The 21620-nt window shown below is 74.2% G+C and carries 17 protein-coding genes and 2 pseudogenes; 10 read left to right on the forward strand and 9 right to left on the reverse strand.

Translation table 11 applies throughout. The features are described from left to right. Positions 1 to 8: 8 nt before the first annotated feature. Positions 9 to 1199 (reverse strand): zinc-dependent alcohol dehydrogenase, encoded by a 1191-nt coding sequence (locus AC069R_RS03125; RefSeq protein ID WP_478764022.1) that lies wholly within the window; start codon positions 1197 to 1199, stop codon positions 9 to 11. A 219-nt stretch (positions 1200 to 1418) separates the two neighbouring features. Here AC069R_RS03125 and AC069R_RS03130 point away from each other — a divergent pair, with 219 nt between their 5' ends. After that, a complete protein-coding gene (locus tag AC069R_RS03130) occupies positions 1419 to 2342 on the forward strand; it encodes a DUF3048 domain-containing protein (RefSeq protein WP_478764024.1) in 924 nt (307 codons plus the stop codon). 22 nt (positions 2343 to 2364) lie between these two features. Here the strand turns inward: AC069R_RS03130 and AC069R_RS03135 are convergent. Then, a pseudogene (locus AC069R_RS03135) lies at positions 2365 to 5042 on the reverse strand (ATP-binding protein). Between the two features lie 237 nt (positions 5043 to 5279). Between AC069R_RS03135 and AC069R_RS03140 the strand changes: the two are divergent. The 4 genes and pseudogenes from AC069R_RS03140 to AC069R_RS03155 all read left to right on the forward strand — a co-directional run bounded on the left by AC069R_RS03140 (position 5280) and on the right by AC069R_RS03155 (position 9397). Beyond that, a complete protein-coding gene (locus AC069R_RS03140; RefSeq protein ID WP_478764026.1) occupies positions 5280 to 6557 on the forward strand; it encodes an MFS transporter in 1278 nt (425 codons plus the stop codon). Beyond that, the gene (locus tag AC069R_RS03145) at positions 6548 to 7744 is read left to right on the forward strand and encodes an anhydro-N-acetylmuramic acid kinase (RefSeq protein WP_478764028.1); all 1197 of its coding nucleotides are present in this window, start codon (positions 6548 to 6550) and stop codon (positions 7742 to 7744) included. Before AC069R_RS03140 ends, AC069R_RS03145 begins: the two co-directional genes overlap by 10 nt. Before the next feature lie 72 nt (positions 7745 to 7816). After that, positions 7817 to 7933, forward strand: a pseudogene (locus tag AC069R_RS03150) (DUF2510 domain-containing protein); the annotation flags it as partial. Positions 7934 to 8290: 357 nt separating this feature from the next. Further along, positions 8291 to 9397, forward strand: coding sequence for a hypothetical protein (locus AC069R_RS03155; protein WP_478764226.1), 1107 nt, complete (start codon positions 8291 to 8293; stop codon positions 9395 to 9397). Positions 9398 to 9567: 170 nt separating this feature from the next. Here the strand turns inward: AC069R_RS03155 and AC069R_RS03160 are convergent, their stop codons facing one another. Then, positions 9568 to 10182 carry a TetR/AcrR family transcriptional regulator gene (locus AC069R_RS03160; RefSeq protein ID WP_478764030.1) on the reverse strand — a complete coding sequence of 205 codons (615 nt, stop codon included), beginning with the start codon at positions 10180 to 10182 and terminating at the stop codon, positions 9568 to 9570. A gap of 235 nt (positions 10183 to 10417) precedes the next feature. On the opposite strand from AC069R_RS03160, the gene AC069R_RS03165 reads away from it, so the two are divergent. Together AC069R_RS03165 and AC069R_RS03170 are read left to right on the forward strand one after the other, a co-directional pair. Then, entirely contained in the window at positions 10418 to 11227 is an 810-nt protein-coding gene (locus tag AC069R_RS03165; protein WP_478764032.1) for a phosphatase PAP2 family protein, read from the forward strand. Then, positions 11224 to 12219, forward strand: a complete 996-nt coding sequence (locus tag AC069R_RS03170) for a DMT family protein (protein WP_478764034.1) — start codon at positions 11224 to 11226, stop codon at positions 12217 to 12219. The genes AC069R_RS03165 and AC069R_RS03170 overlap by 4 nt, the downstream gene beginning before the upstream one ends. Before the next feature lie 123 nt (positions 12220 to 12342). Here AC069R_RS03170 and AC069R_RS03175 read toward each other — a convergent pair whose 3' ends face one another. The 3 genes from AC069R_RS03175 to AC069R_RS03185 all read right to left on the reverse strand — a co-directional run bounded on the left by AC069R_RS03175 (position 12343) and on the right by AC069R_RS03185 (position 16113). Beyond that, positions 12343 to 13221, reverse strand: a complete 879-nt coding sequence (locus AC069R_RS03175) for an LURP-one-related family protein (RefSeq protein ID WP_478764035.1) — start codon at positions 13219 to 13221, stop codon at positions 12343 to 12345. A 66-nt stretch (positions 13222 to 13287) separates the two neighbouring features. Next, complete coding sequence (locus AC069R_RS03180; protein WP_478764227.1) at positions 13288 to 15303, reverse strand: phosphocholine-specific phospholipase C; 2016 nt, start codon at positions 15301 to 15303, stop codon at positions 13288 to 13290. A 138-nt stretch (positions 15304 to 15441) separates the two neighbouring features. Then, on the reverse strand, positions 15442 to 16113 hold the full coding sequence (locus tag AC069R_RS03185) for an MmyB family transcriptional regulator (RefSeq protein WP_478764037.1): 672 nt from the start codon (positions 16111 to 16113) through the stop codon (positions 15442 to 15444). Between the two features lie 261 nt (positions 16114 to 16374). On the opposite strand from AC069R_RS03185, the gene AC069R_RS03190 reads away from it, so the two are divergent. Further along, positions 16375 to 17031 (forward strand): helix-turn-helix domain-containing protein, encoded by a 657-nt coding sequence (locus tag AC069R_RS03190; protein ID WP_397983013.1) that lies wholly within the window; start codon positions 16375 to 16377, stop codon positions 17029 to 17031. Positions 17032 to 17151: 120 nt separating this feature from the next. After that, on the forward strand, positions 17152 to 17382 hold the full coding sequence (locus tag AC069R_RS03195; RefSeq protein WP_397983014.1) for a hypothetical protein: 231 nt from the start codon (positions 17152 to 17154) through the stop codon (positions 17380 to 17382). Between the two features lie 85 nt (positions 17383 to 17467). On the opposite strand, the gene AC069R_RS03200 is transcribed toward AC069R_RS03195, so the two are convergent. The 3 genes from AC069R_RS03200 to AC069R_RS03210 all read right to left on the reverse strand — a co-directional run bounded on the left by AC069R_RS03200 (position 17468) and on the right by AC069R_RS03210 (position 20448). Continuing rightward, positions 17468 to 18151, reverse strand: coding sequence for a 4'-phosphopantetheinyl transferase family protein (locus tag AC069R_RS03200; protein ID WP_478764039.1), 684 nt, complete (start codon positions 18149 to 18151; stop codon positions 17468 to 17470). Next, positions 18099 to 19004 carry a metallophosphoesterase family protein gene (locus tag AC069R_RS03205; RefSeq protein ID WP_478764040.1) on the reverse strand — a complete coding sequence of 302 codons (906 nt, stop codon included), beginning with the start codon at positions 19002 to 19004 and terminating at the stop codon, positions 18099 to 18101. The genes AC069R_RS03200 and AC069R_RS03205 overlap by 53 nt, the downstream gene beginning before the upstream one ends. A gap of 106 nt (positions 19005 to 19110) precedes the next feature. Next, a complete protein-coding gene (locus AC069R_RS03210; RefSeq protein ID WP_478764041.1) occupies positions 19111 to 20448 on the reverse strand; it encodes a 6-phospho-beta-glucosidase in 1338 nt (445 codons plus the stop codon). 232 nt (positions 20449 to 20680) lie between these two features. Between AC069R_RS03210 and AC069R_RS03215 the strand changes: the two genes are divergently transcribed. Next, the gene (locus AC069R_RS03215; protein ID WP_478764043.1) at positions 20681 to 21523 is read left to right on the forward strand and encodes a hypothetical protein; all 843 of its coding nucleotides are present in this window, start codon (positions 20681 to 20683) and stop codon (positions 21521 to 21523) included. Positions 21524 to 21620: the final 97 nt, after the last annotated feature.

The raw sequence follows: 21620 nt of genomic DNA on the forward strand, positions 1-21620 counted from the left end.
AGGTGCCGTTACGGCTTCATGAGGATCTTGATCGCGCCGTCCTCCTTGCGCTGGAACATCTCGTAGGCGTGCGGCGCCTCGGACAGCGGCACCCGGTGCGTGGCGAAGTCCTCGACGCCGAGCGGGTCCTCGTCGGTGAGGTACGGCATGATCTGGTCGCTCCAGCGGCGCACGTTGGCCTGGCCCATCCGCATCTGGATCTGCTTGTCGAACAGGGTGAGCAGCGGGAGCGGGTCGGCCATGCCGCCGTAGACGCCGCTGAGGGAGATGGTGCCGCCGCGTCGCACCAGGTCGATAGCCATGTACAGGGCGCCGAGCCGGTCGACGCTGAAGCGTTCCGCGAAGGGTGCGGCGACCGCGCGCGGCATCAGGGCGGTGGCCTGCTGGGCGAGCCGCGCTGCCGCGCTGCCGTGGGCCTCGGTGCCGACGGCGTCGATCACCGCGTCCGGGCCCCGGCCGCCGGTCTCGTCCTTGATGGCGTGGATCAGCGCCTTCTCGTCGTCGAAGGCCCGGAGGTCGTACGTCTTCACGCCCCGCCGGTTCGCCCGTGCGAGCCGCTCGGGCACGAGGTCGATCCCGAAGACCTGTTCGGCGCCGCGTGCCTTGGCGATGCGGCAGGACATGTCGCCGATCGGGCCGAGGCCGAGGACCGCGACGCTGCCGCCGGGCGGGATCGCGGCGTACTCGACGGCCTGCCAGGCGGTGGGCAGCACATCGGAGAGGTAGACGAAGCGGTCGTCCGGCGGGCCGTCGGGCACCTTCATCGGGCCGAACTGCGCCTGCGGCACCCGCAGATACTCGGCCTGCGCGCCCGGCACGGCGCCGTACAGCCGGGTGTAGCCGAACAGGGCCGCGCCCATCCCCTCGCCGGTGACCTGGGTGGTCTCGCACTGGGTGTTGAGCCCGGAGTCGCACATGAAGCAGTGGCCGCAGGAGATCTGGAACGGCACCACGACCCGGTCGCCGGGCTTGAGGTTGGTGACCTCCGAGCCGACCTCCTCCACGATGCCCATGGGTTCGTGGCCGAGGATGTCGCCGGGTGTCATGAACGGGGTGAGCACTTCGTACAGATGCAGGTCCGAGCCGCACAGCCCGCTGGAGGTGATGCGGATGACGGCGTCGGTGGGTTCCTCGATCTTCGGGTCGGGCACGTCCTCCACCCGCACGTCCCGCTTGCCCTGCCAGGTGACTGCCTTCATGAGGTCGCGCTCCCTTGGTCGCGTACGTCCGTTTTGCGGTAGCGGCCGGGTACCCGTGTGTCCGGGCGCCGAACCCCCTGGTGGGCGCGGTGCGGGTGCCGGACGGGGGTGCACGGGGTATGACCCGTGTGGGCGCCCGGCCGGACGCGCGGCGGCGGACCACGGACGACGGACGGGGTGGCGAGGGTGGGCGGGAGACGCGGTGCCCGAAGGGGTGGGGTGGCGGCGGGTGTGCTGGTCGCCGTCCTGGCATCGGGCTGCGGCGGGCCCGGCGGACGGCGGGACGAGCACCCGGTGCCCACTCCGCCCCCGGCTTCCACGGCCGCGGGCGGCTCCCCGCTCGCCGTGAAGATCGACGATGTGCCCGCGGCCCGCCCGCAGACCGGGCTCGACGCCGCCGACGTGGTGTACGCGGAGCAGGTCGAGGGCGGTCTGAGCCGGCTGATGGCGGTCTACGCGAGCCGGCTGCCTGGCGCCGTCGGGCCGGTGCGCAGCGCCCGCGAGTCCGATCTGGAGCTGCTCGCCCAGTTCGACCGGCCGTATCTGGCCTTCTCCGGCGCCCAGCGCAAGCTGCTGCCGCTGATCGGGCAGGCGCCGGTGCGGCCCGAGTCGCCCGGCGAGGCGTCCGGCGCCTACGACCGGGACAGCGCGCGGGCCGCGCCGCACAACCTCTATCTGCGCCCCGCGCGCCTGCTGCGTTCCGCTCCGGGCCGGGGCGCGCTGACCACGGGTTTCCGCTACGGCCCGGCCCCCGCCGGGGGCACCCCGGTGGTCTCGCGCACCGTGCGCTACCCGTCGGCCCGCTTCACCTTCACCTGGTCACCGGCCCGGCGCGGCTGGCTGATCGCGATGGACGGCACGCCCACGACCGACACGGACGGCCCCCGGCCGGCGCCGCCGACGGTCGTCGTGCAGTACGTCGGCATCCGCGACTCGCGCTACCACGACGTGCTCGGCAACCCCACTCCCTACACGGAGACGGTCGGCGCCGGGCGGGCGGAGGTGCTGCGCGACGGGCACTCCTTCGCCGCCACCTGGTCACGGCCGGCGGCGCCCGACGGTACGACGTTCACCGCGGCGGACGGCCGGCCGCTGGACTTCGCCGCCGGCCAGGTGTGGGTGGTGTTCGTGCGGGCGGGCTGAACCGCCGTACCACGCAGGGGAGTTACCGCTCCCCTCCCTCGGCGAGCGCCGCCCGCGCCTGTGCCACCAGGCCGTCCGCGCCGCAGGAGCGGGCCAGGTCGAGGCCCCGGTGCAGGTCGGCGGCGGAGCGGGCGAGGATGCCGTACTCGATGCGGGCCGCCGCGTGTTCGTACTGGGAGGGCGATGCCTCCAGATACGTGACGGCGCGGCGGGCGAGCTGGAGTGCGCGGCCGCCGGTCTCCAGGGCGGCGGGCAGCGCAGGGCTTCGCCGATGGCGGTGTCGGTGCCGAAGCGCTCGGCCTGCCGGCGGGCGCCGGCGGCGAGCCGTTTGCTGCGGGCCGGGTCCTGTCCGGCGAGGGCCCTGGCGAGGTCGACCGACCAGGGTGCGAGGACCGGGTTGTGGCCGCCGCGGGAGACGGCGGTCTTCTCGGCGGCCTCCAGCTCGTTGACGCCCTCCTCGGTACGGCCGACGGCGAGCAGCAGCCGGCCGCGCACCGAACGGACGTCGGGCAGCACGATGGTGGACGGGTAGGGCGGGGCGAAGCCGTACTGTTCGGCGACCGACCAGGCGTCCTGGACCCGGCCGCGGGCCAGCAGGGTGTCGACCAGGCCGCAGGTGGCCGACCAGTGCAGCGGCAGGCGTCGGCCCACCCGTTCGGCCAGCACGAGGGCCTCGCGCAGGGTGGCCTCGGCGTCCCTCAGGCGGCCCTGCCTGCGGTAGGCGAGACCCAGGTAGGCGTTGGCCAGGGAGAGGTGGCCGCCGTGCCAGCCGGCGCCCGTGTACACGCGCAGGGCCTCGGCGAACAGGCTCTCGGCGCGGTCGAGCCGGTCGGTGTAGACGTAGGCGCTGCCGAGCATCGTCAGCAGCTCGATGCCCCACTCCCGGTCGGTCCAGCCGAGGCCGGGCGCGAGCCGTCCGTTGACCAGGGCCCGGTCGCACAGTTCGACGATCTCGGCGGCGCTCTCGCCGTGCGTCATGGCGTCGAAGCCGCGCAGGATCAGCAGCGCGCGCTCGGTGTTGTCGCGGCCGGTGCAGGTGGCGGCGAGTTCGGCGAGGCTGCGGGAGCGGGCCGGTGCGGCGCTCTCGCCGTGGATGCCCTCCCACATGTACTGGAACGCCTGCAACCGCATCCGCACGGGCCCCGGTTCGTGCCGGGCGGCCTCGGCCTCGACGGTGCGGACGGCCTCCTCCAACTGGTCGTTGTGGAGCAGGGCCTGGGAGAGGCGGACCACGGCGTCGACGCGTTCGCCGCCGTCGAGGCCGCGCATGCCGAGGGCGCTGCGCAGATGGCCGATGGTGACGGCGGGCGCGGTCAGCAGGGTGGCGCAGCCCAGTTCGTACAGGACATGGGCGTGGATGTCGGGGCGGGGCGGCTCCTGGAGGGCGCGTTCCAGGCAGACGCGGGCGGCGTCGGGCGCGCCGACGGCGAGGTGTTCGCGGGCGGCTTCGCGCAGCCGCTCGACCAGTCTCTCGTCGGCCTCCGGATGGACCAGCAGCAGGTGCCGGGCCGCTTCGGCGGCGCCCCGGCCCAGCTCGGTGACGATCTCGGCGGCGACGCCGTGCATGGCGGTGCGCACGCCCGGCGGGATGGAGTTGTAGACGGCGGAGGCGATCAGCGGGTGCACGAACTCCAGGTCGGCGCCGCGGTGTTCGGCGGCCGTGGGGTCGGGCGTGGTGAGGATGCGGGCGGTGCGCAGCAGTTCGGCGCAGTTCCGGGCGTCCTCCTCGTCCATGGTGGCGAGGCGGGCGGCCGAGCCGAGGGTGATGCCGGTGCCGAGGACGGCGGCGGCCCAGGCGAACTGGGTGGGCTGGAAGCCGAGTTCCCTGATCCGGTCGACCAGTCCGCCGCCGCGGGCCGCGCGGTTGAGGGCGCGCAGCTCCCCGGCGCGGGCCTCCACCGGTGACACTTCGCTCTCCTGCACCTTGGCGAGGAGTTCGACGGCGTCGTACGGATTGCCCGCGGTGACGGCCCAGACCTCGCGGCAGAACGCGTCGTCGGCGTGCTGGCCGAGGGTGGCGCGGGTGAGTCCGGCCGCGGCGTCCGGGGTGAGCGCGCGCAGGTTGTTCACGGGGCGGCCCGCGGCCTCGGCGACCGCGTCGAGGTGGCGGGCGCTCTCCCCGCCGACCTCGCCGGGTCTGCGGGCGACCACGACGAGGACGGACAGGTCGTCCAGGCGTTCGGCGAAGGCGGCGAGCCAGCGCAGGGTCTCCTGGTCGGCCCAGTGCGCGTCGTCGATCAGCAGCACGAGCGGCCATTCGCGGCGGGCGAGCCGGCGGACGGCGGCGACGAGGCCGTCGCACACGTACTGTGGGTCGGCGCTCTCCTCCTGCGGTTCGGCTATGCCGAGGGCGGGACCGGCGATGTCGTACCAGTCGCCGAGGTACTCGCGGGCCTCCTCGGGCAGCAGCGACAGCAGCGCGGGCTGGAGCAGCTGCCGTACGACGTTGAAGGGCACGGATCTCAGGGTCTCGGCGCCGCGGGCGTACCACACGGTGCAGCCGCGGCCCTCGGCCATGCGCCGGGTCTCGGCCAGCAGCGCGGTCTTGCCGAGGCCCGCCTCGCCGCGGAAGACCAGCAGGCCGCCCGCGGAGGACTTGTCGGCGCGCAGCTCCTCGATGGCCCGCGCGACGGTGCCGATCTCCGCGTCCCGCTCCCACAGGGGAGCCGAAGCGGCCGCCGCCGGCCGTCCCTCCGTCATCCCGTTCCCTCCCCAAGGTCGCCCGAATGACGTACAGACCCCGAGCGTAGCCGTCCGGTGGGATATGTGGTGGACGGTCGGGGCAGCTGTTGCACAGCCGAGTGAAAGTCCGGGCGGCCGGGCGACGCGGACCCGCCCCGAGCAGCGGTGTCGTCGGCGGACGGAGCGTCAGCAGTGACTCAGGCGGGGCGCGTTGCGCGCGGGAATACGGCACGAGGGGCCCCCGGAGCGCGGGCGGTGGCGGCGGGATCGGCCGGGAACTTCGTGGAGTGGTACGAGTTCGCGGTCTACGGCTTCCTCGCGACCGTGCTCGCCGAGCGCTTCTTCACCCCGGCGGGCGGCGGCGCGGTGCAGGGGCTGGTGCGGACGTACGCCTCCTTCGCGCTCGCGTTCTTCTTCCGGCCGCTCGGCGCGGTCCTGTTCGGCAGGCTGGGCGACCGGTACGGGCGGCGGCCGGTGCTGATCGGGGTGGTGGCGCTGATGTCCGGCGCGACGGCGCTGATCGGGGCACTGCCGACGTACGGCGCGGTGGGGGCCCTTGCGCCCTGGCTGCTCACGCTGCTGCGGATCGTCCAGGGGCTGGCCGCGGGCGGGGAGTTCGGCGGCGCGGTGGCGGTGCTGACGGAGTTCGCCCCGCCGGGGCGGCGCGGGGTGTACGGGGCATGGCAGTCCTTCACGGTGGCGCTGGGGCTGCTGGGCGGCGCGGGGGTCACGGCGGTGACCGCGGCGGTGCTGGGCATGGAGCGGCTCACCGCGTGGGGGTGGCGGCTGCCGTTCCTGCTCGCCGTGCCGCTGGGCCTGCTGGCGCTGTGGCTGCGCACCGGCCTCGCGGAGACGCCGGAGTTCCTGGAGCGGCCCAAGTCGCCTGCCATGAGGCTCGGTTGGGGTGCGATCACGCTGGCGGCGGCGCGGGTGACGGGCTGGTCGGCGGCCGGATACACCTTCCTCGTGGTGCTCCCCTCCTACCTCCAGAGCGCGCTGCACGCGGGGTTCGCGCAGGCGCTGGTGGCCGCGGCGGTGGCCAACGCGGGGTTCGCCGCGGCGATCCTGCCCGCGGGGGCGCTCAGCGACCGGGTGGGTCGGCGGCCGGTGCTGCTCGCGGGCGCGCTGCTGGTGGTGGCGGGCGCGCTGCCGGTGCTCGGCCTGCTCCAGGATCCGGGCGCCCCGGTCCTGGCGAAGGCCCTCGCCCTGGCCGGCGCCGGCGCGGTGGTGGGCCTGCTGGCGGGCCCCGGCCCGGCCCTGCTCGCCGAGATGTTCCCCGCCCGCGTCCGCTGGACCGGCCTGGGCCTCGCCTACGCGCTGTCCAACGCGGTGTTCTCCGGCTGCGCGGGTCTGATCATCACGGAGGCGGTGCGCCGGACCGGGAACCCGGACGTGCCGGGTTACTACGCGGCGGCGGCGTGCGCGGTGAGCGGGCTCGCACTGCTGAAGAGGACGCCACAGGAGGGGAGTCGGCGGGACGCGTCGCCGAACAGGGCTTTCCGGAACGCGGGTTGGAGGAAGCGGTGCGGGTGATCGGGCTGATGTCCGGGACGTCGTACGACGCCGTGGACGCGGCGGCCGGTGAACTGCGGCTGGCCGGCGACACGTTGGCCCTGCGGCCGCTCGGCATGGTCAGCGCGCCGTACGAGGAGCCGCTGCGCACGGCGCTCGCGCGGGCGATGCCGCCCGCGGCGTGCGGGTTCGACGCGGTATGCCGCCTGGACACCGGGATCGGGCAGGCGTTCGCGGCGGCGGCGGTGCGGGCGAACAGGGAACTGTGCGCGGACCGGGCGGAGTTGGTGGCCTCGCACGGGCAGACGGTCTACCACTGGGTGGCGGACGGACGGGTGCGCGGCACCCTTCAGCTCGGGCAGCCCGCGTGGATCGCGGAGGCGACCGGGCTGCCCGTGGTCGCCGACTTCCGGGCGCGGGACGTCGCGGCGGGCGGCCAAGGGGCGCCCCTGGTCAGCCTGTTCGACCTGCTGTGGCTGCGGGGCCGGCCGGGCCGGCCGGTGGCGCTGAACATCGGCGGCATCGCCAACCTGACCGCACCGGACGGCACCGCCTTCGACACCGGGCCCGGCTGTGCGCTGCTGGACGCGGCGGTGCGGGAGTTCAGCGGCGGACGGCTGGCCTACGACGCGGACGGCGCCCTCGCCGCGCGCGGCCGCCCCGACCCGCGGCTGCTGGCACGGCTGCTCGCGGAGCCGTACTACGCGCGGCCGGCGCCGCGCACCACCGGCAAGGAGCTGTTCCACGCCGGGTATCTGCGGGCCGCCGGCGCCTTCGACGGGGCCCGCCCGCAGGACGTCCTCGCCACGCTCGCCCTGCTGACCGCGCGGACGGTCGCGGACGCGGTGCGGTCCGTCGGCGCGAGCGAGGTCATCGCGTCCGGCGGGGGTGTGCGCAATCCGGTGCTGGTGCGTCTGCTGCGGGACCTGCTCGGCCGGATCCCGCTGCGCTCCTCGGACGAGCTCGGGCTGCCCGCCGCCGCGAAGGAGGCGTACGCCTTCGCCGTTCTCGGCTTCCTCACCGTGCACGGCCTCGCGGGCACCGATCCGCGCAGCACGGGGGCGCGGCGGCCGAGCGTGCTGGGGTCGGTGACACCGGGGCGGGACGGGTTCCGGATGCCGGAGCGCGCGGCGTGCGCGCCGGTGCGGCTGGTGGTGGAAGGCGGGGCGGGGGACCGGACCGGGGCGGCCGAAGAAATCGGGAGGTGAATTGTCCGGGGTCGAGGGATTGGCGGCAGATCCTCTCATCGCACTTTCACGGTTGCCTCATACGGTGGGGCCATGACGCAGGTGACTCCTCCCGGGTGGTACCCCGACCCCGGGCAGACGCATGACGGTCCGCCCACCGAGCGCTGGTGGGACGGCAAGGCATGGACGGACCGGGTCCGCCCCGCCGGGACGGCCGCGACGTGGGGTCCCCCGACAGCGGCGGCGCCCGGCGACGAGCCCGCCCCGCCCGTGGACACGGCCGCGACCACGGACCCGGCGGCGCGGGCCGCCCAGGCACCGGCCGACGGCAAGACGCAGGAGCCCGGCCAGGCACCGGCCGACGGCAAGGCATCGCAGCCCGGCCAGGCACCGGACGGCGAGGCGGCGGACGGCGGCCAGGCGGTGGAGGGCGGCCGGGCAGCGGGGACCGGCGAGGCGGCGGGGGCCGGCACGGCGGCGGGTTCGGGCCCGGCGACGCAGGCCGACCCGGCGGCACAGCCGGGCCCGGCCGCGCAGGGCGGCGATCCGACGGCACCGGCAGGCCCCGTGCCGCCCGCCGGCCAAGCCCCCCTCACCGGTCCGGCGCCGGGGGCCACTCCCCCGCCGCCCGCCGGCCAGGCGCCCTCCGCCGCCCACGGCCACGGCTATGGCTACGACGCCTACCCCGGCCACCAGCCCCCTCCGGGCCGGCCCGGATACCAGCAAGCTCCCGGTCAGCCCGGCTTCCAGCAAGCTCCCGGTCAGCCCGGCTACCCGGCGTACACCGGCTACCCCTCCTACCCCGCCCCGCCCCCGCCCTCCTCCCGGAGCGGGGTGCGCACCGGCATCGCCGTCGCCGCGGCGGTCGCGGTACTGGCCTGCATCGGGATCGGGGTGTACGCGCTCACCGACGACGGCGGCGGCCAGGGCGGCAACCGCGCCGGGGCGCAGCACAGCACGGGCGGCGGGCAGAACGGCGGCGGGTTCGGCGGTCCGGAAGGCCCCGGCGGGTCCGACGGCTCCGGCGGGTCCTCCGGCGGGCAGGACGGCTCGGGCGGCCTCGGCGGACCGGGTGGTTCCGACGGCTCGGGCGGCTCGGGCGGCTCCGGGGGCTCCTCGCCTTCGCCCGCACCCAAGATCAAGGGCGGCGGGACCGTGCCGGACGCGATCGACGGCGTCAGCCTGCCCGTGCCGAAGGGCTGGACCGGGCAGGCGATCAGCGTCGGCGCGCAGGTCACCTCGGACGACTCCTACAAGTGCCCCGGCAACAGCTCCCAGACCTGCACCGCGGGCGGCGCCTACACCGCACCCGCCGTGGCCCTGGGCACCGACGGCGACACCGCGGAGCAGGTCGCGAAGGCGGACATCGCGGCGAACGCGAAGGAGTCGTACGGCGGCAGCACCTACGGCAGCATCACCTCGCACCAGCAGCTGGCCGCACAGGCGGTGACGGTGGCCGGGCAGAAGGGCTACATGGTGCGCTGGAAGGCCGTGACCAGCAAGGGCTCCGACGGTCTGGTCGAGTCGGTCGCCTTCCCCTCCCCGAACGACTCCCGGCAGATGGTCGTCGTGCGCTTCGGCATCGACGTCGGCCAGGACACCGGGGTCATCGACGAGATCCTGAAGGGCATCAAGGTGTCCTCCTCCGGCGGCGGCAGCGGCCAGAACGTCTGACCCCTCTCCGGCGCCCGGAATCCCCACCGGGTGCCGGAGAGTCCGGCCGGGCGGGACCCCCCTCCGCTCAAGGGGAACCCCGCCCGGCCGGGGGTGCGCGCCGCCCCCGTCCCCACGGTGCGGCGCGGGCAGGCCGCCGTTCAGTCATCCCGTGAACGGCGGCCTGGGTCTCATCTCAGTCCGAGCGCGGGCAGCACGGTGGCCTCCACGAACCGGAGCAGGTAGCCGGCGTCGGCGTACTGGCCGCTGAGCACGGGCCGCACGCGCAGCACGCCGAACATCATGGCGGGGATGAACTCCAGCGCGGGATGGTCCGCGGGGATCTCGCCGCGCGCCACGCCGCGGTCGAGGATCTCCTGGAGCGCGGCGATCTCCGGGTGCACCAGCGCCTCGCGCAGCGCCTGGGCCAGCTCCTGGTCCTGGGTCACCGCGGAGCCGAGCGCCTGGAGCAGCTTGGTGTCCTTGCCGGACCAGTCGCCCGCGGCCCGCGCGGCCTGGCGCAGGTCCTCGGCGAGCGAGCCGGTGTCGATACCGGCGAAGCGCACCCGCCCGCGGGCCCGCAGCGCGGCGGCCACGAACTGGGGTTTGTTCTTCCACTGCCGGTAAAGCGTGGACTTGCTGCACCGGGTGCTGGAGGCGATGCCCTCCATGGTCACGGACTCGTAGCCGCACTCCCGGATCTGTTCCAGCACGGCGTCGAAGAACTCCCGCTCACGCTCCGGCGTGATCTTGGAGCGGCGCGAGGCGACGACCGTCTCCGGTCCCTCCGCGGCCTGCGACGTCATGTTCGCGCTTCCCCTCACTCACGGGCGCCATCCGCGGGCGCGGGCGCCCTGTGCCCGGATTCCAGTGTGTCGCACTTCAATCGATACGGCAGTGTACCGGTACCCGATCGTATCGGTACACTGCCGTATCGGTACACCATCGTTTCGGTACGGACACGTACCAAAGAGGTGCCGCACCGTGCCGCACCGTACCGAAGCGTTGCCACACACGATCGTCAGCGAAGGGGGCCGGGAGATGACTGCGCTCACCGAGCCTGCCGAGGCGGAAACGGACCCGGACGCCCCGGCGCGGCCGGGTCTCGTCCGCGAGTTCCTGCTCGTCGCGGGACTCTTCCTCGTCTACAAGCTCGGCCGCCAGCTGGCCACCGGCCACACCCTGCGCGCCTTCCACAACGCCCATCGCGTCTGGGACCTGGAGCGGGCCCTGCACCTGCCCCACGAGACCGCCGTCCAGTCGGCGCTGCTCCACGGCGACGTGCTCGTGCGGGCGGCCAACACCTACTACGCGACGGTCCACTTCCCGGCCACGCTCGCCTTCCTGGTCTGGCTCTACCTCCGGCGGCCCGCCCACTACGTCTGGGCCCGCCGGGTCCTCGCGGCGGTCACCGCGGCGGCCCTGGTGCTGCCCTTCACGTTCCCGCTGGCCCCGCCGCGCATGCTGGCCGGGACCGGCCTCGTGGACACCGCCCGGATCTACGGCCCCTCCGTGTACGGGCCGCCGGCCCACGACCATCTCTCCAACCAGTTCGCCGCGATGCCCTCGCTGCACTTCGGCTGGGCGCTGATGGTGGCGATCGGCCTGATCACGGCCACCCGCTCCCGGTGGCGCTGCCTGTGGCTGCTGCACCCGCTGGTCACGCTAATGGTGATCGTGGGCACGGCGAACCACTACTGGCTCGACGCGCTCGCCGCGACCGCCATGCTCGGCATCGCCCTCGCGCTGCTCCGTCCCCCGCACCGCGCCACCACCCCGGCGGCGGGCCACGGCACCGGCCGGATCGTCCCGCGCCAGCGCCAGCGGGTCCTGGCGGGAGCGGGCCGATGAGCGCCGCCGAGCTGCTCGCCGTCGCGCTGTCCCTGGTCTCGGCGGTGGCCTACGCGCTCGCCGCGGTCGCCCAGGAGCGGCTGGCCGCCCGCGAACCCGGCACCGGGCTGCTGCGGCTGCTCGGCACCGGCGCCTGGTGGTCGGCGGTCGGGCTGAACGCGGCGGCGGCGCTGCTGCACGTGGTGGCCCTGAAGTACGGCCCGCTGACCGTCGTTCAGCCGCTCGGTGCCCTCACCCTGGTGGCGGCCGTGCCGCTGGGCGCGCGGGCGGCCGGGCGGCGGGTCAGCGCGGTGGAGTGGCGCGGTACGGCGCTCACCCTGCTCGGCCTCGGCGCGGTCCTGGTCACCGCGTCCGGGCCCGCGCCCGCGCGGGTGCTGAGCCTGCCGGAGGCGGTGGCGGTGGCCGGTACGACGGCCGCGCTGATCGGCGCCCTGTCCTGGCCCGGCGCCCGGCCGGGGCTGCGGCACGCGACCGCGTCCGGGTTCGCCTCGGGGGTGGCCTCGGCGCTCACCCAGACCGTGACCGTGGCCGCGACCGACCGCTCGGGGCCGGTGCTGAGCACCGAGGTGATCGTGGTCGCGGTGCTGGTCGCGGCGTTCGCCGTCGGCGGGCTGCTGCTGTCGCAGACCGCCTACCGCGGTGGCCTGGGCGCCCCGCTGGCGGTCGTCACGCTGGCCAACCCGGTGGCCGCCGCGCTGATCGGGCTCACCCTGCTCGGACAGGGCCTGACCGGTGGCGCGGGCGGGGTGCTGCTGGCGCTCGCCGGGGCGGTGCTCGCCGCCCGTGGGGTGGTGCTGCTCACCCGCGTCACCGAGCCGCGGGACACCGGGAAGAACGGGGGGAGCGCGGACGGCGGGGAGCCGGACGACCATCCGGTGGCCGCGGTGCTCGCCCTGCGACCGGGGACCGCTGCGGCCGAACCCGCCCTGCGCCCCCGGCTGCCGGAGCAGCCCGGACGGCCCGACCAGCCGGGGCACCTCACGGCGCTGTGACCGTGGCGCGGACAGACGTCGGCGGCCGGTGCGCGCGTTTCCGCGTGCCCCGGCCGCCGTCGCCGTATCCGTTGTTCTGCCGTGCTGTGTGCGCTGTGCCGCGTGCCCCCGTACGGGAGGGGGTCAGTTCCAGCCCCGCGAGTCCTGCTTGAGCGCGGTGTCGACGGTCAGGGCCGTGGCGACCACCAGGCTCAGCAGCGGCTCGGGCAGCTGGTAGTGGATCTGGAGGACGTAGTTGTCCGCGGAGGTGAACAGCGTCTTGGCGAGGCCCTCCCAGGTCTTGGTGATCCGGGCCACCTCGTTGTCCGCGTGGTCGACGATCGCGAAGTTCCACGCCCGCCAGTTCTCCGCCTTGATCGCGCCGACCTGCTGGCCGTTCACGTTCATCGCGAAGTTGATCTTGCCGATCATGTTCTGCTGGACGATCTCGCCGACCTGCGAGCCGTCCGGGCGGGACACGATCACCCGCGACTTGAATATCTTCGCGGGCCGGGTCAGCAGCAGCTGCGGCTGGCCGTAGGCGTCGCGGATCTCCAGCTTGTGGGTCAGGAACTGGTCCCAGCTGGAGACGAAGCGCAGGATCTTGCGCAGCGCGCCCTGCCCGACCTCGGTGACCGAGCCGAGCTCGCGGCCGTTCTGATCCATGACCTTGTACTCGTTGGTCAGCTCGATCAGCTTGGCCTTCTGGTTCACCACCAGCACCGGCTCGGTGAACAGGGTGCCACCGCCGGGGCCGCCGGCCACGAGGCCCGCCTGCTGCTGCACCTGGCGCTGCACCCGGGCGTCGGGAGCGGCCTGCTGCTGCGGGAACTGCTGCTGCGGCACGGCCTGCTGGGCCTGCTGCTGCGGTATGCCCGGCTGGGCCGCCGCGGGCTGCTGGCCCTGCTGGGTCTGGTTGTTCGTGTGCTCGGTCCACTGGCTTCCGTCCCAGTAACGGAGCGTCTGCGGCGCGCCGTGCGGGTCCGGGTACCAGCCTGCCGGGGTGTTTGATTGCGTGGTCACCGGGGCACACTACCCTGCTCTGACCGGTACCTGACCAGCCCGGCGGCGGCGGTGTTCATCGCCCGTTCACTCCGTCGCGAGCGCCGGGTCGCTGACGCCGGGCCGTCCGTTCTCCACGTGCCCGGCGAAGCCGCGCAGGAAGGCCGGATCGTCCGCCGAGGTAACCGTCAGGTCGTACCAGAGGTGGCTGTGCGCGAGGTCCACGGTGTGCCGGACGTTCGCGCCGGGCCGTACGGACACGGCGACCGGAGCGCCGCCGTAGCCGTCGGCTATCTTCAGCCGGGCCGTGCCGGTCCCCCGGTTGGTGAGGGTGAGTTCGACCCGGTCGCCGGCGTGCCGGGCGGTCACCTCGGGGCCCGCCGCCTTGTTGCGGCCCTTGAAGACGCGCAGGAAGCCGTTGGGGCCGTGCACGGCGAGGTCGTAGGAGCCGCCGGAGTAGGCCGAGTTCCAGGTGTCGGAGAGCGTCTTGCCGGCCTCGGTGGTGTAGGACCAGGGGCCGTCGGTGCGGTTGCCGGAGGTGACCAGGAAGACCGCGCCCGCCTGCGCGCCCGAGGCGAAGGTGAGGGTGAAGGTGCCGGCCGAGGTGTCCGCCGCACCGTCCGCGAGGGGCGCGTACTTCAGCGGGCGGGTGGGCCGGCTGCCGCGCTCCTGCCGGGGCAGCGAGGGGTTCGCGGGCGGCTTGGGCACGTAGTCGGGGTGCCGGTCGTGGTCCGGCGGCAGGTAGCCGGCGGTCGAGGGCAGCGAGACGGGCCCGGCGTCCTTGCGGGAGAAGTCGAAGGCGCTGGTGAGGTCGCCGCACACGGCGCGCCGCCAGGGCGAGATGTTCGGCTCGCGCACCCCGAAGCGCTGCTCGATGAAGCGGATGATCGAGGTGTGGTCGAAGGTCTCGGAGCAGACGTAACCGCCCTTGCTCCAGGGCGAGATCACCAGCATCGGCACCCGCTGGCCGAGACCGTACGGTCCCGCCGTGTATCCGGCGCCGCCCGGGTACAGGTCGGCCGAGGCGTCGACCGTCGACTTGCCCTGGGCCCCGGAGGCGGCCGGGAAGGGCGGCAGGACGTGGTCGAAGAAGCCGTCGTTCTCGTCGTAGGTCAGGAACAGGGCGGTCTTCGCCCACACCTCGGGGTTGGAGGTGAGCGCGTCCAGGACCTGGGAGACGTACCAGGCGCCGTAGTTGGCGGGCCAGTTGGGGTGCTCGGTGAACGCCTCGGGGGCGGCGATCCAGGAGACCTGCGGGAGCGTCCCGGCCTTGACGTCGGCCTTCAGCCGGTCGAAGAAGCCCTCGCCCGCCTTGGCGTTCGTGCCGGTGCGGGCCTTGTCGTACAGCGGGTCGCCGGGCCGGGCGTTGCGGTACGCGTCGAAGTAGAGCAGCGAGTTGTCGCCGTAGTTGCCCCGGTAGGCGTCGTCGATCCAGCCCCAGCCGCCGTTCGCGTCCAGGCCGTCGCCGATGTCCTGGTAGATCTTCCAGGACACGCCCGCCTGCTCCAGGCGCTCGGGGTACGTCGTCCAGCCGTAGCCCTTCTCGTCGTTGCCGAGGACCGGGCCGCCGCCTTTGCCGTCGTTCCCGGTGTAACCCGTCCACATGTAGTAGCGGTTGGGGTCGGTGGAGCCGATGAGGGAGCAGTGGTAGGCGTCGCACACGGTGAAGGCGTCCGCGAGCGCGTAGTGGAAGGGGATGTCCGCGCGGGTGAGGTACGCCATCGTCGTCGCGGACTTGGCCGGTACCCACTTGTCGTACTTACCGCCGTTGAACGCGGTGTGCCCGTCGTTCCAGCCGTGCGGCAGGTCCTGGATGAAGGCGAGACCGAGGTCGTCGGCGTCCGGGTGGAAGGGCAGGATGTCGCGGGTGCCGTCCGACTGCTGCCAGACGGAACGGCCGTTCTGGCTGACCGGGCGCGGGTCGCCGAAGCCGCGCACGCCCTTCAGCGAACCGAAGTAGTGGTCGAAAGAACGGTTCTCCTGCATCAGGACGACGATGTGCTCGACGTCCTCCACCGATCCGGTGCGGTGGTTCGCGGGCAGGGCGGCCGCGCGCTGGATGCTGCTCGACAACGCCGTGAACGCCGTGGTGGCGCCCGCGATCCTCTCGTCCTGACGTCCGTGACTGCCGCGCCGAGTGTGCCAAGCGCGGCGAACGTCAGGGAAGGGTGAGGTGTCACCCGTGTGAAAGGTGCGGGGCCCGCGAACGGTGGCCGGACCCCGGATGCCGGTCCGGTGGCCTCAGTCCTCGGGCGGCGGTACGACCGTCAGGTGCGCCGGCGTGGCGCGTTGCCTGCGCGGGCGGCGCACCGGGGCGGCAGCCCGGCGGGCATCGCGCGGGACCAGGGTCAGGCGCCGGCAGCCCAGTTCGCGCAGGGCCTGCGGGGTCTCGTCCACGATCCGGCACTCGCTGGAGCCCCGGCGCGGGTCGGGGTGCAGCAGCAGCCGTACGGCCCCGTCGAGCCGGGTGCCGCGCTCGCCGACGGCACGGATCCAGTGCGGCAGACCCTGCCGGTAGGCGGCCTCCATGAGCGGGTCCTGGGCGATGTCCCGGCGGATGGCCTGGAGTTCGGGATCGTGGCCGTACGCGTCCATGGCGCCCTTGAGCTGGGCCAGCATGGGCAGGCACCAGCCCGCCTCGTGGTCGCCGAGGACGAGCCCGGCGTCCGGGTGGAACAGCACGAACCGCAGGAAGTTGTCCCCCGGCATGGCCGTGGGGTGCGGGCGCGCCCCGCCGAACAGCGTGGCGTAGGCGTCGTTGGCCAGCACCACGTCCCAGCGGTGGTCCACCACCAGGGACGGGAAGGGCACGGCGTCCAGCAGCACGCCGTAGTCCTGTAGGTACGACTGGGTCTCGGAGGTCTCGGGGACGGGCCGCGGCGCCGGCCGCTGCCCTCCTGCCTGATGTGCCATCGGGAGGTCACCCCTCTTGCCTCTGCGGCCTTCACGCGGCGATGTGATCCTGCTTCCCCGCGAGGAGTGATGTCAACTATCGTGGCATTCCAGGCCGGTTGACGGCTGAAATTCGCCACAGTTGTGGCGACACCTGGATGTGGGTTCACGGCACCGGCTAATCTCCGGGAAGTTCACGGCGACCGCCGGTCCCGGTACCGGGCATGCCCTATGCACGGACGCACCTGTTGCCCTTGCTCGAGAGACGTAGGAGTTCTGTCGGTGACGGATGGCTACGAGGATCCGGGCGCCGCGGCGACCGCCCAGCTGCCGGCCGTCGTCGCCCGCGTCACCGCGCTCGCCGAGCGGCTCGGGGTGTCCCAGGCCGAGGTCTTCGACGTCGCGCGGCTCTCGGTCGCCTGCGGGGTGCCCGAGCCGGTGGTCAAGGCCCTGCTCAGCGGGCGCCCGGCGGGCGAACCCGATGTCCAGGCACGGTTTTTGCAGCGCCTCGGGCTGCTGCGGCGCACCCGGCTGAAGCCGAACGGCCGCAAGTACACCCAGCAGGAGATCGCCGACGGCGCGGGCATGTCCCGGCAGCAGGCCGGCGCCCTGATCAACGGCGACCGGCGGCCCACCATGGAGCACTGCGACGCGTTGCAGCGCTTCTTCCGGGTGCACGCCGGGTTTCTGACGGCGGAGGACCCGGAGGCGCTGGCGGGCGCGCTCCAGCGCACCGAGCAGGAGCTGCTCCAGAAGCTGGCCGACCGGGAGCGGGCCGCGGCCGGGCCCGCCGAGGATCCGCTGGAGCGGCTGCTCCAGGACCACGGGGTGCGCGGAATAGCCTGGCGGGCCGCGCAGTTGCCGACCGACCAGCACCGGGACAAGGTCGCGGAATGGCTGGACATGCTCCTGGAGAGCGTGAAGCGGCCGGAGTCCTGAGGGCGGTCCGGGGCGCGGCGCCGGGGGCGGTTTCGCCCGATTGTCAGTGGTGGGCGGCAAGCTGGTATGCGTGCGCCGCAGCGCGCGTGACCGTGACGCCTATCCGGGGAGAGCCGACCGATGCCGACCGCCGTCCTGACCGACCATGAGCGCACCGCCGTCCAGGCCTACTTGCGGCTGCTGCACACGGTGCGCGCCGCCTTCGACGGTCCACCGCAGGGAGCGCCGCCCGCCCTGGTGCCGCCCTCGGTGCTCGCCGAGGCGGAGACGGCCCTCGCGAAGGCGGGTCTCGCGGGCAATGAGGCGGAGTTCTTCCGGATGCTGGGCGAGTGGTGCCCGTCGGCCGGCTGATCGGACGCAGGGCTATGGCCGCCGTCGCCGGGATCCGGCCGCGGTGACAGGGGCCGCCGGGGGTGCTCGGGGGTGCCGTCGCTCGTCAGGCGGGGTGCGGGATGACGATCGTGGTGTTCACCAGCGCGTCCCCGGCGGCCCAGCGGCCGTCGAGGACCTGGAGGCGGCGGCCGCCCACGAGCGGGCCGGGGACCAGGAGTTCGGCGTGCAGGGTGCCGTGCGGGGCGCCGTCGGGGGACGGGCGCAGGGTGATGTCGGCCTCGGAGAAGTCCAGCCAGGCGCGGGTGAGCGGGAACCACGCCTTGTACACCGACTCCTTGGCGCTGAACAGGACCCGGTCCCAGTGCACGCCGGGATCCCGTTCGGCGAGCCGCCGCAGGCGTGCCGTCTCGGCGGGCAGGAAGACGGAGCCGCCCACGCCGTCGGGCAGCGGGCCGTGCGGTTCGGCGTCGATGCCCAGCGAGACGAGGTCGGTGGCGCGGACCAGCGCGGCGGCGCAGTAGCCCGCGCAGTGGGTCATGCTGCCGACGATGCCCGCGGGCCACCGCGGGGCGCCGCGCTCGCCGCTGACCACGGGCGCCGCCGGGACGCCGAGCTTCTCCATGGCGCGCCGGGCGCAGCCGCGCACGGCGGCGAACTCGCGGCGCCGCTTGCCCACGGCGCGGGCGACGAGCACCTCCTCCTCCGGGTGGAGCGGGGAGTCCCACAGCGGGTCGTCAGGGAGTGCCTCCACGGCCACGACCGACTCCGGGAGCAGCTGCTCGATCACCGGTTTCCACCTCCATCGGCAGGATGCGGCGCGCCGTGCCCGGCGTCGCCGCCCGCTTGCGCCACTCGCGGGGGTAGCCCACGGAGACCTCGGTGAAGCGGACTCCGTCGTGCCAGGTGGTGCGGGGGATGTGCAGATGGCCGTAGACCATGGTGGCGACGCGGAACCGGCGGTGCCAGTCGGCGGTCAGCTCGGTGCCGCACCACATGGCGAACTCGGGGTGCCACAGCACCTCGGTGGGGTGCCGGTGCAGCGGGTAGTGGTTGGCCAGTACGGTCGGCAGGTCGCCGGGCAGCGCGGCGAGCCGCTTCTCGGTCCACGCCACCCGGTCGCGGCACCAGGCCTCGCGGCTCGGGTAGGGGTCCGGGTGCAGCAGGTACTCGTCGTTGCAGACGATGCCGGTGCCCTCGGCGTAGGCGAGGCCCTCGGCCTTGGTGGTGCAGCCGGCGGGCAGGAAGCTGTAGTCGTAGCCGAGGAACAGCGGGGCGACGGCGACCGGGCCGCCGGGGCCGTGCCACACCGGGTAGGGGTCCTCGGGGGTGAGGACGCCGAGTTCGCGGCAGACCTGGACCAGGTGCTCGTAGCGGGCGACGCCGCGCAGCTGTACGGAGTCCTTGGGGTGGGTCCACAGGTCGTGGTTGCCGGGGGTCCACAGGACCGTGCGGAAGCGGGCCGCGAGGGTGGCGAGGGTCCAGCGGATGTCCGCCACGGTCTCCGCGATGTCGCCGGCGACGATCAGCCAGTCCTCGTCGCCCGTCGGGTGCAGCTGCTCCACCAGCGCACGGTTCTCCGGGTAGGAGATGTGCAGATCGCTGATGGCCAGCAACTGGCCGGGACCGGCCGTCGGCTCCACCCCGTGTCCCCCTTCCGATCAGCGCATTGTCTGGTCCACAAGAACATAATCACGTGCGCCGTTCAAGAGCCTTTCGGGTCGGCCTGCAAGAGCCTTTCGGGTGGGCCTATTTGAGGTAGGCCAGCCCCGGATGGGCGGCGAGGTAGCCGTCCGTCAGCCGGCGGGCCACGGCCACGGAGTCGATCAGGGGGTGCAGGGCGAAGGCCTTGACCGCGGTGGCCCGTGAGGCGGTCTCGGCGGCGGCGAGCACCTCGCGCTCCACCGCCTTGACCGAGGCGACCAGGCCGGCCGCGTGGGCGGGCAGCGGGGCGGCGGCCAGCGGGTGGGCGCCGTTCGCGTCCACCAGGCAGGGCACCTCGACGACCGCGTCGGCGTCGAGGTCCGGGAGGGCGCCCTGGTTGCGGACGTTGAGGATGAGGGTCGTACGGGCGTCGCGGGCGATGGCGCGCATCAGGGCGAGGGCCACCTTCTCGTAGCCGCCGGAAAGGTCCTCCTCCTCGCGTTCGCCGGCGCCCGCGGCCTCGCGGTTCTCCGCCATGTACGTCGCCTCGCGCTCGGCGCGGGTGCGGTTCCAGGCGCCCAGCGCGGAGACGTCCGGGCGCCCGGCCTCCGCGTAGAAGCGGGCCTGCTGGTCGCGCAGGAAGGCGCCGCGGGTCAGGGCGGCGTCCTGGTAGGCGCGGACGGTCTCCCGGTTGAAGTAGTAGTAGTGCAGGTACTCGTTGGGGATCGCGCCGAGCGAGCGCAGCCAGTCCGGGCCGAAAAGCCTGCCCTCCTCGAAGGAGCCGAGCAGTGCGGGGTCGGCGAGCAGCCGCGGCAGTTCGTCGCGTCCGCCGATGCGCAGGCCGCGGACCCAGCCGAGGTGGTTGAGGCCGGCGTAGTCCACGAAGGCGTCCTCCGGGTCGGCGCCGAGGACGCGGGCGAGCCGCCGGCCGAGGCCGACCGGGGAGTCGCAGATGCCGATGACGCGGTCGCCGAGGTGCCGGGACATCGCCTCGGTGACCAGTCCGGCCGGGTTGGTGAAGTTGATCACCCAGGCGTCGGGGGCTAGGCGGGCCACACGGCGGGCGATGTCCGTGGCGACGGGCACGGTGCGCAGCCCGTAGGCGATGCCGCCCGCGCCGACCGTCTCCTGCCCGAGCACACCCTCGGCCAGCGCGATCCGCTCGTCCTCCGCCCGGCCCTGGAGGCCGCCGACGCGGATCGCGGAGAACACGAAGTCGGCGCCGCGCAGGGCCTCGTCGAGGTCCGTGGTGGTGCTCACGCGGGGTGCGTCGGTGGTCCCGGCGGCCTGCTCGGCGAGGACGCGGGAGACCGCGTGCAGCCGGCCGGCGTCCAGGTCGTGCAGGACGACCTCGGTGACCCGGCCCGCGGCGCGGTCGGTCAGCAGCGCGCCGTACACGAGGGGCACGCGGAAGCCGCCACCGCCCAGAATCGTCAGCCTCACGTCCCACGCACCTTTCCCGAGTCCCGTAGCCCTGCCGGGGCACATCATCCCCGCCCGCCGCCTCCCGGCGCACGCCTCCGCCCCTTCCTGTCCCGGAAAGCGCAGGGACAGCGGACCGGAATACGCCCCGCCGTCGACCGGAACCGGCGCACCGGACGCACCCCCGTCACCCGGTGGCCGCCGATCCGTGGTTGCATGCGGTTTCCGACCGCACGCAAGTGACAGGAGCCTGATGAAGCGTCAACTCGCCGCGCTCACCGCCTTGGTGGGCGCCCTCGTGTGTGCCGCCCCGAGCGCGTCGGCGTCCGAGCCGGCCCGGTGGACGGCGGCCGGGACGTCGTACACCGACACCCTGGGCGGCGGCCAGGGCCTCGCCAGCCGGGCCGACGGCTCGCTGCTGCACCGCGGACTGCTCGACATCCCGCTGGATCTGCGGGTCAAGGGCTGGAACCACGTGGGCGATCCGGACATCGCGCGCGGCTATGTCTTCGACGCCTACCAGGGCGCGGACACGGCCACGTCGAAGATGTACGAGGTGACCACGCCGGACGGCAAGCGGTACGACTACGTGCACCCGCTGGACGCGGGCGAGAAGGTGAACAACTCCTTCGCCGCCGTCTCGCCCGACGGGCAGTGGCTGGTCTCCGGCGAGTGGGAGGACCAGGACCGGCTCCAGGTGTTCCCCGCGCCGCTGCTCAACCCGGCCACCCCGCGCACCGGCGGGACGCTGGCCCAGGCCGGGCAGATCAGCCTGGACAAGCCGGTCCGCGACATCCAGGGCTGCGACTTCGTGACCGCCACCCGGCTGGTGTGCGCGTCCGACGACGGCTCGGGCGAGCTGTTCCCGCAGAGCAGGCCGCTCCTCCAGGTCGATCTGCCGCACCCGCTGGACGGCAGGCCGGTCACCGGCCACGTCTCCAGCCTCTTCGGGCTCCCCCAGCACAGCGTGTGCAAGGGCACGTTCGAGGCCGAGGGCGTCGACTACGACCCCGCGACGCGCACCCTGCGCGCCGAGGTGGTCGCACCGGGCGTGTGCGCGGTGGCGACGACCGTGTACGCGTACCACCTGGATTAGGACCACGGGGTGGGGGGGGGGGGGGGGGGGGGGGGGGGGGGGGGGGGGGGGGGGGGGGGGGGGGGAGGGGGGGGTGGGCGGTTTCTGTCCCCCTTTT

Source organism: Streptomyces sp. NPDC043952, assembly GCF_056435325.1.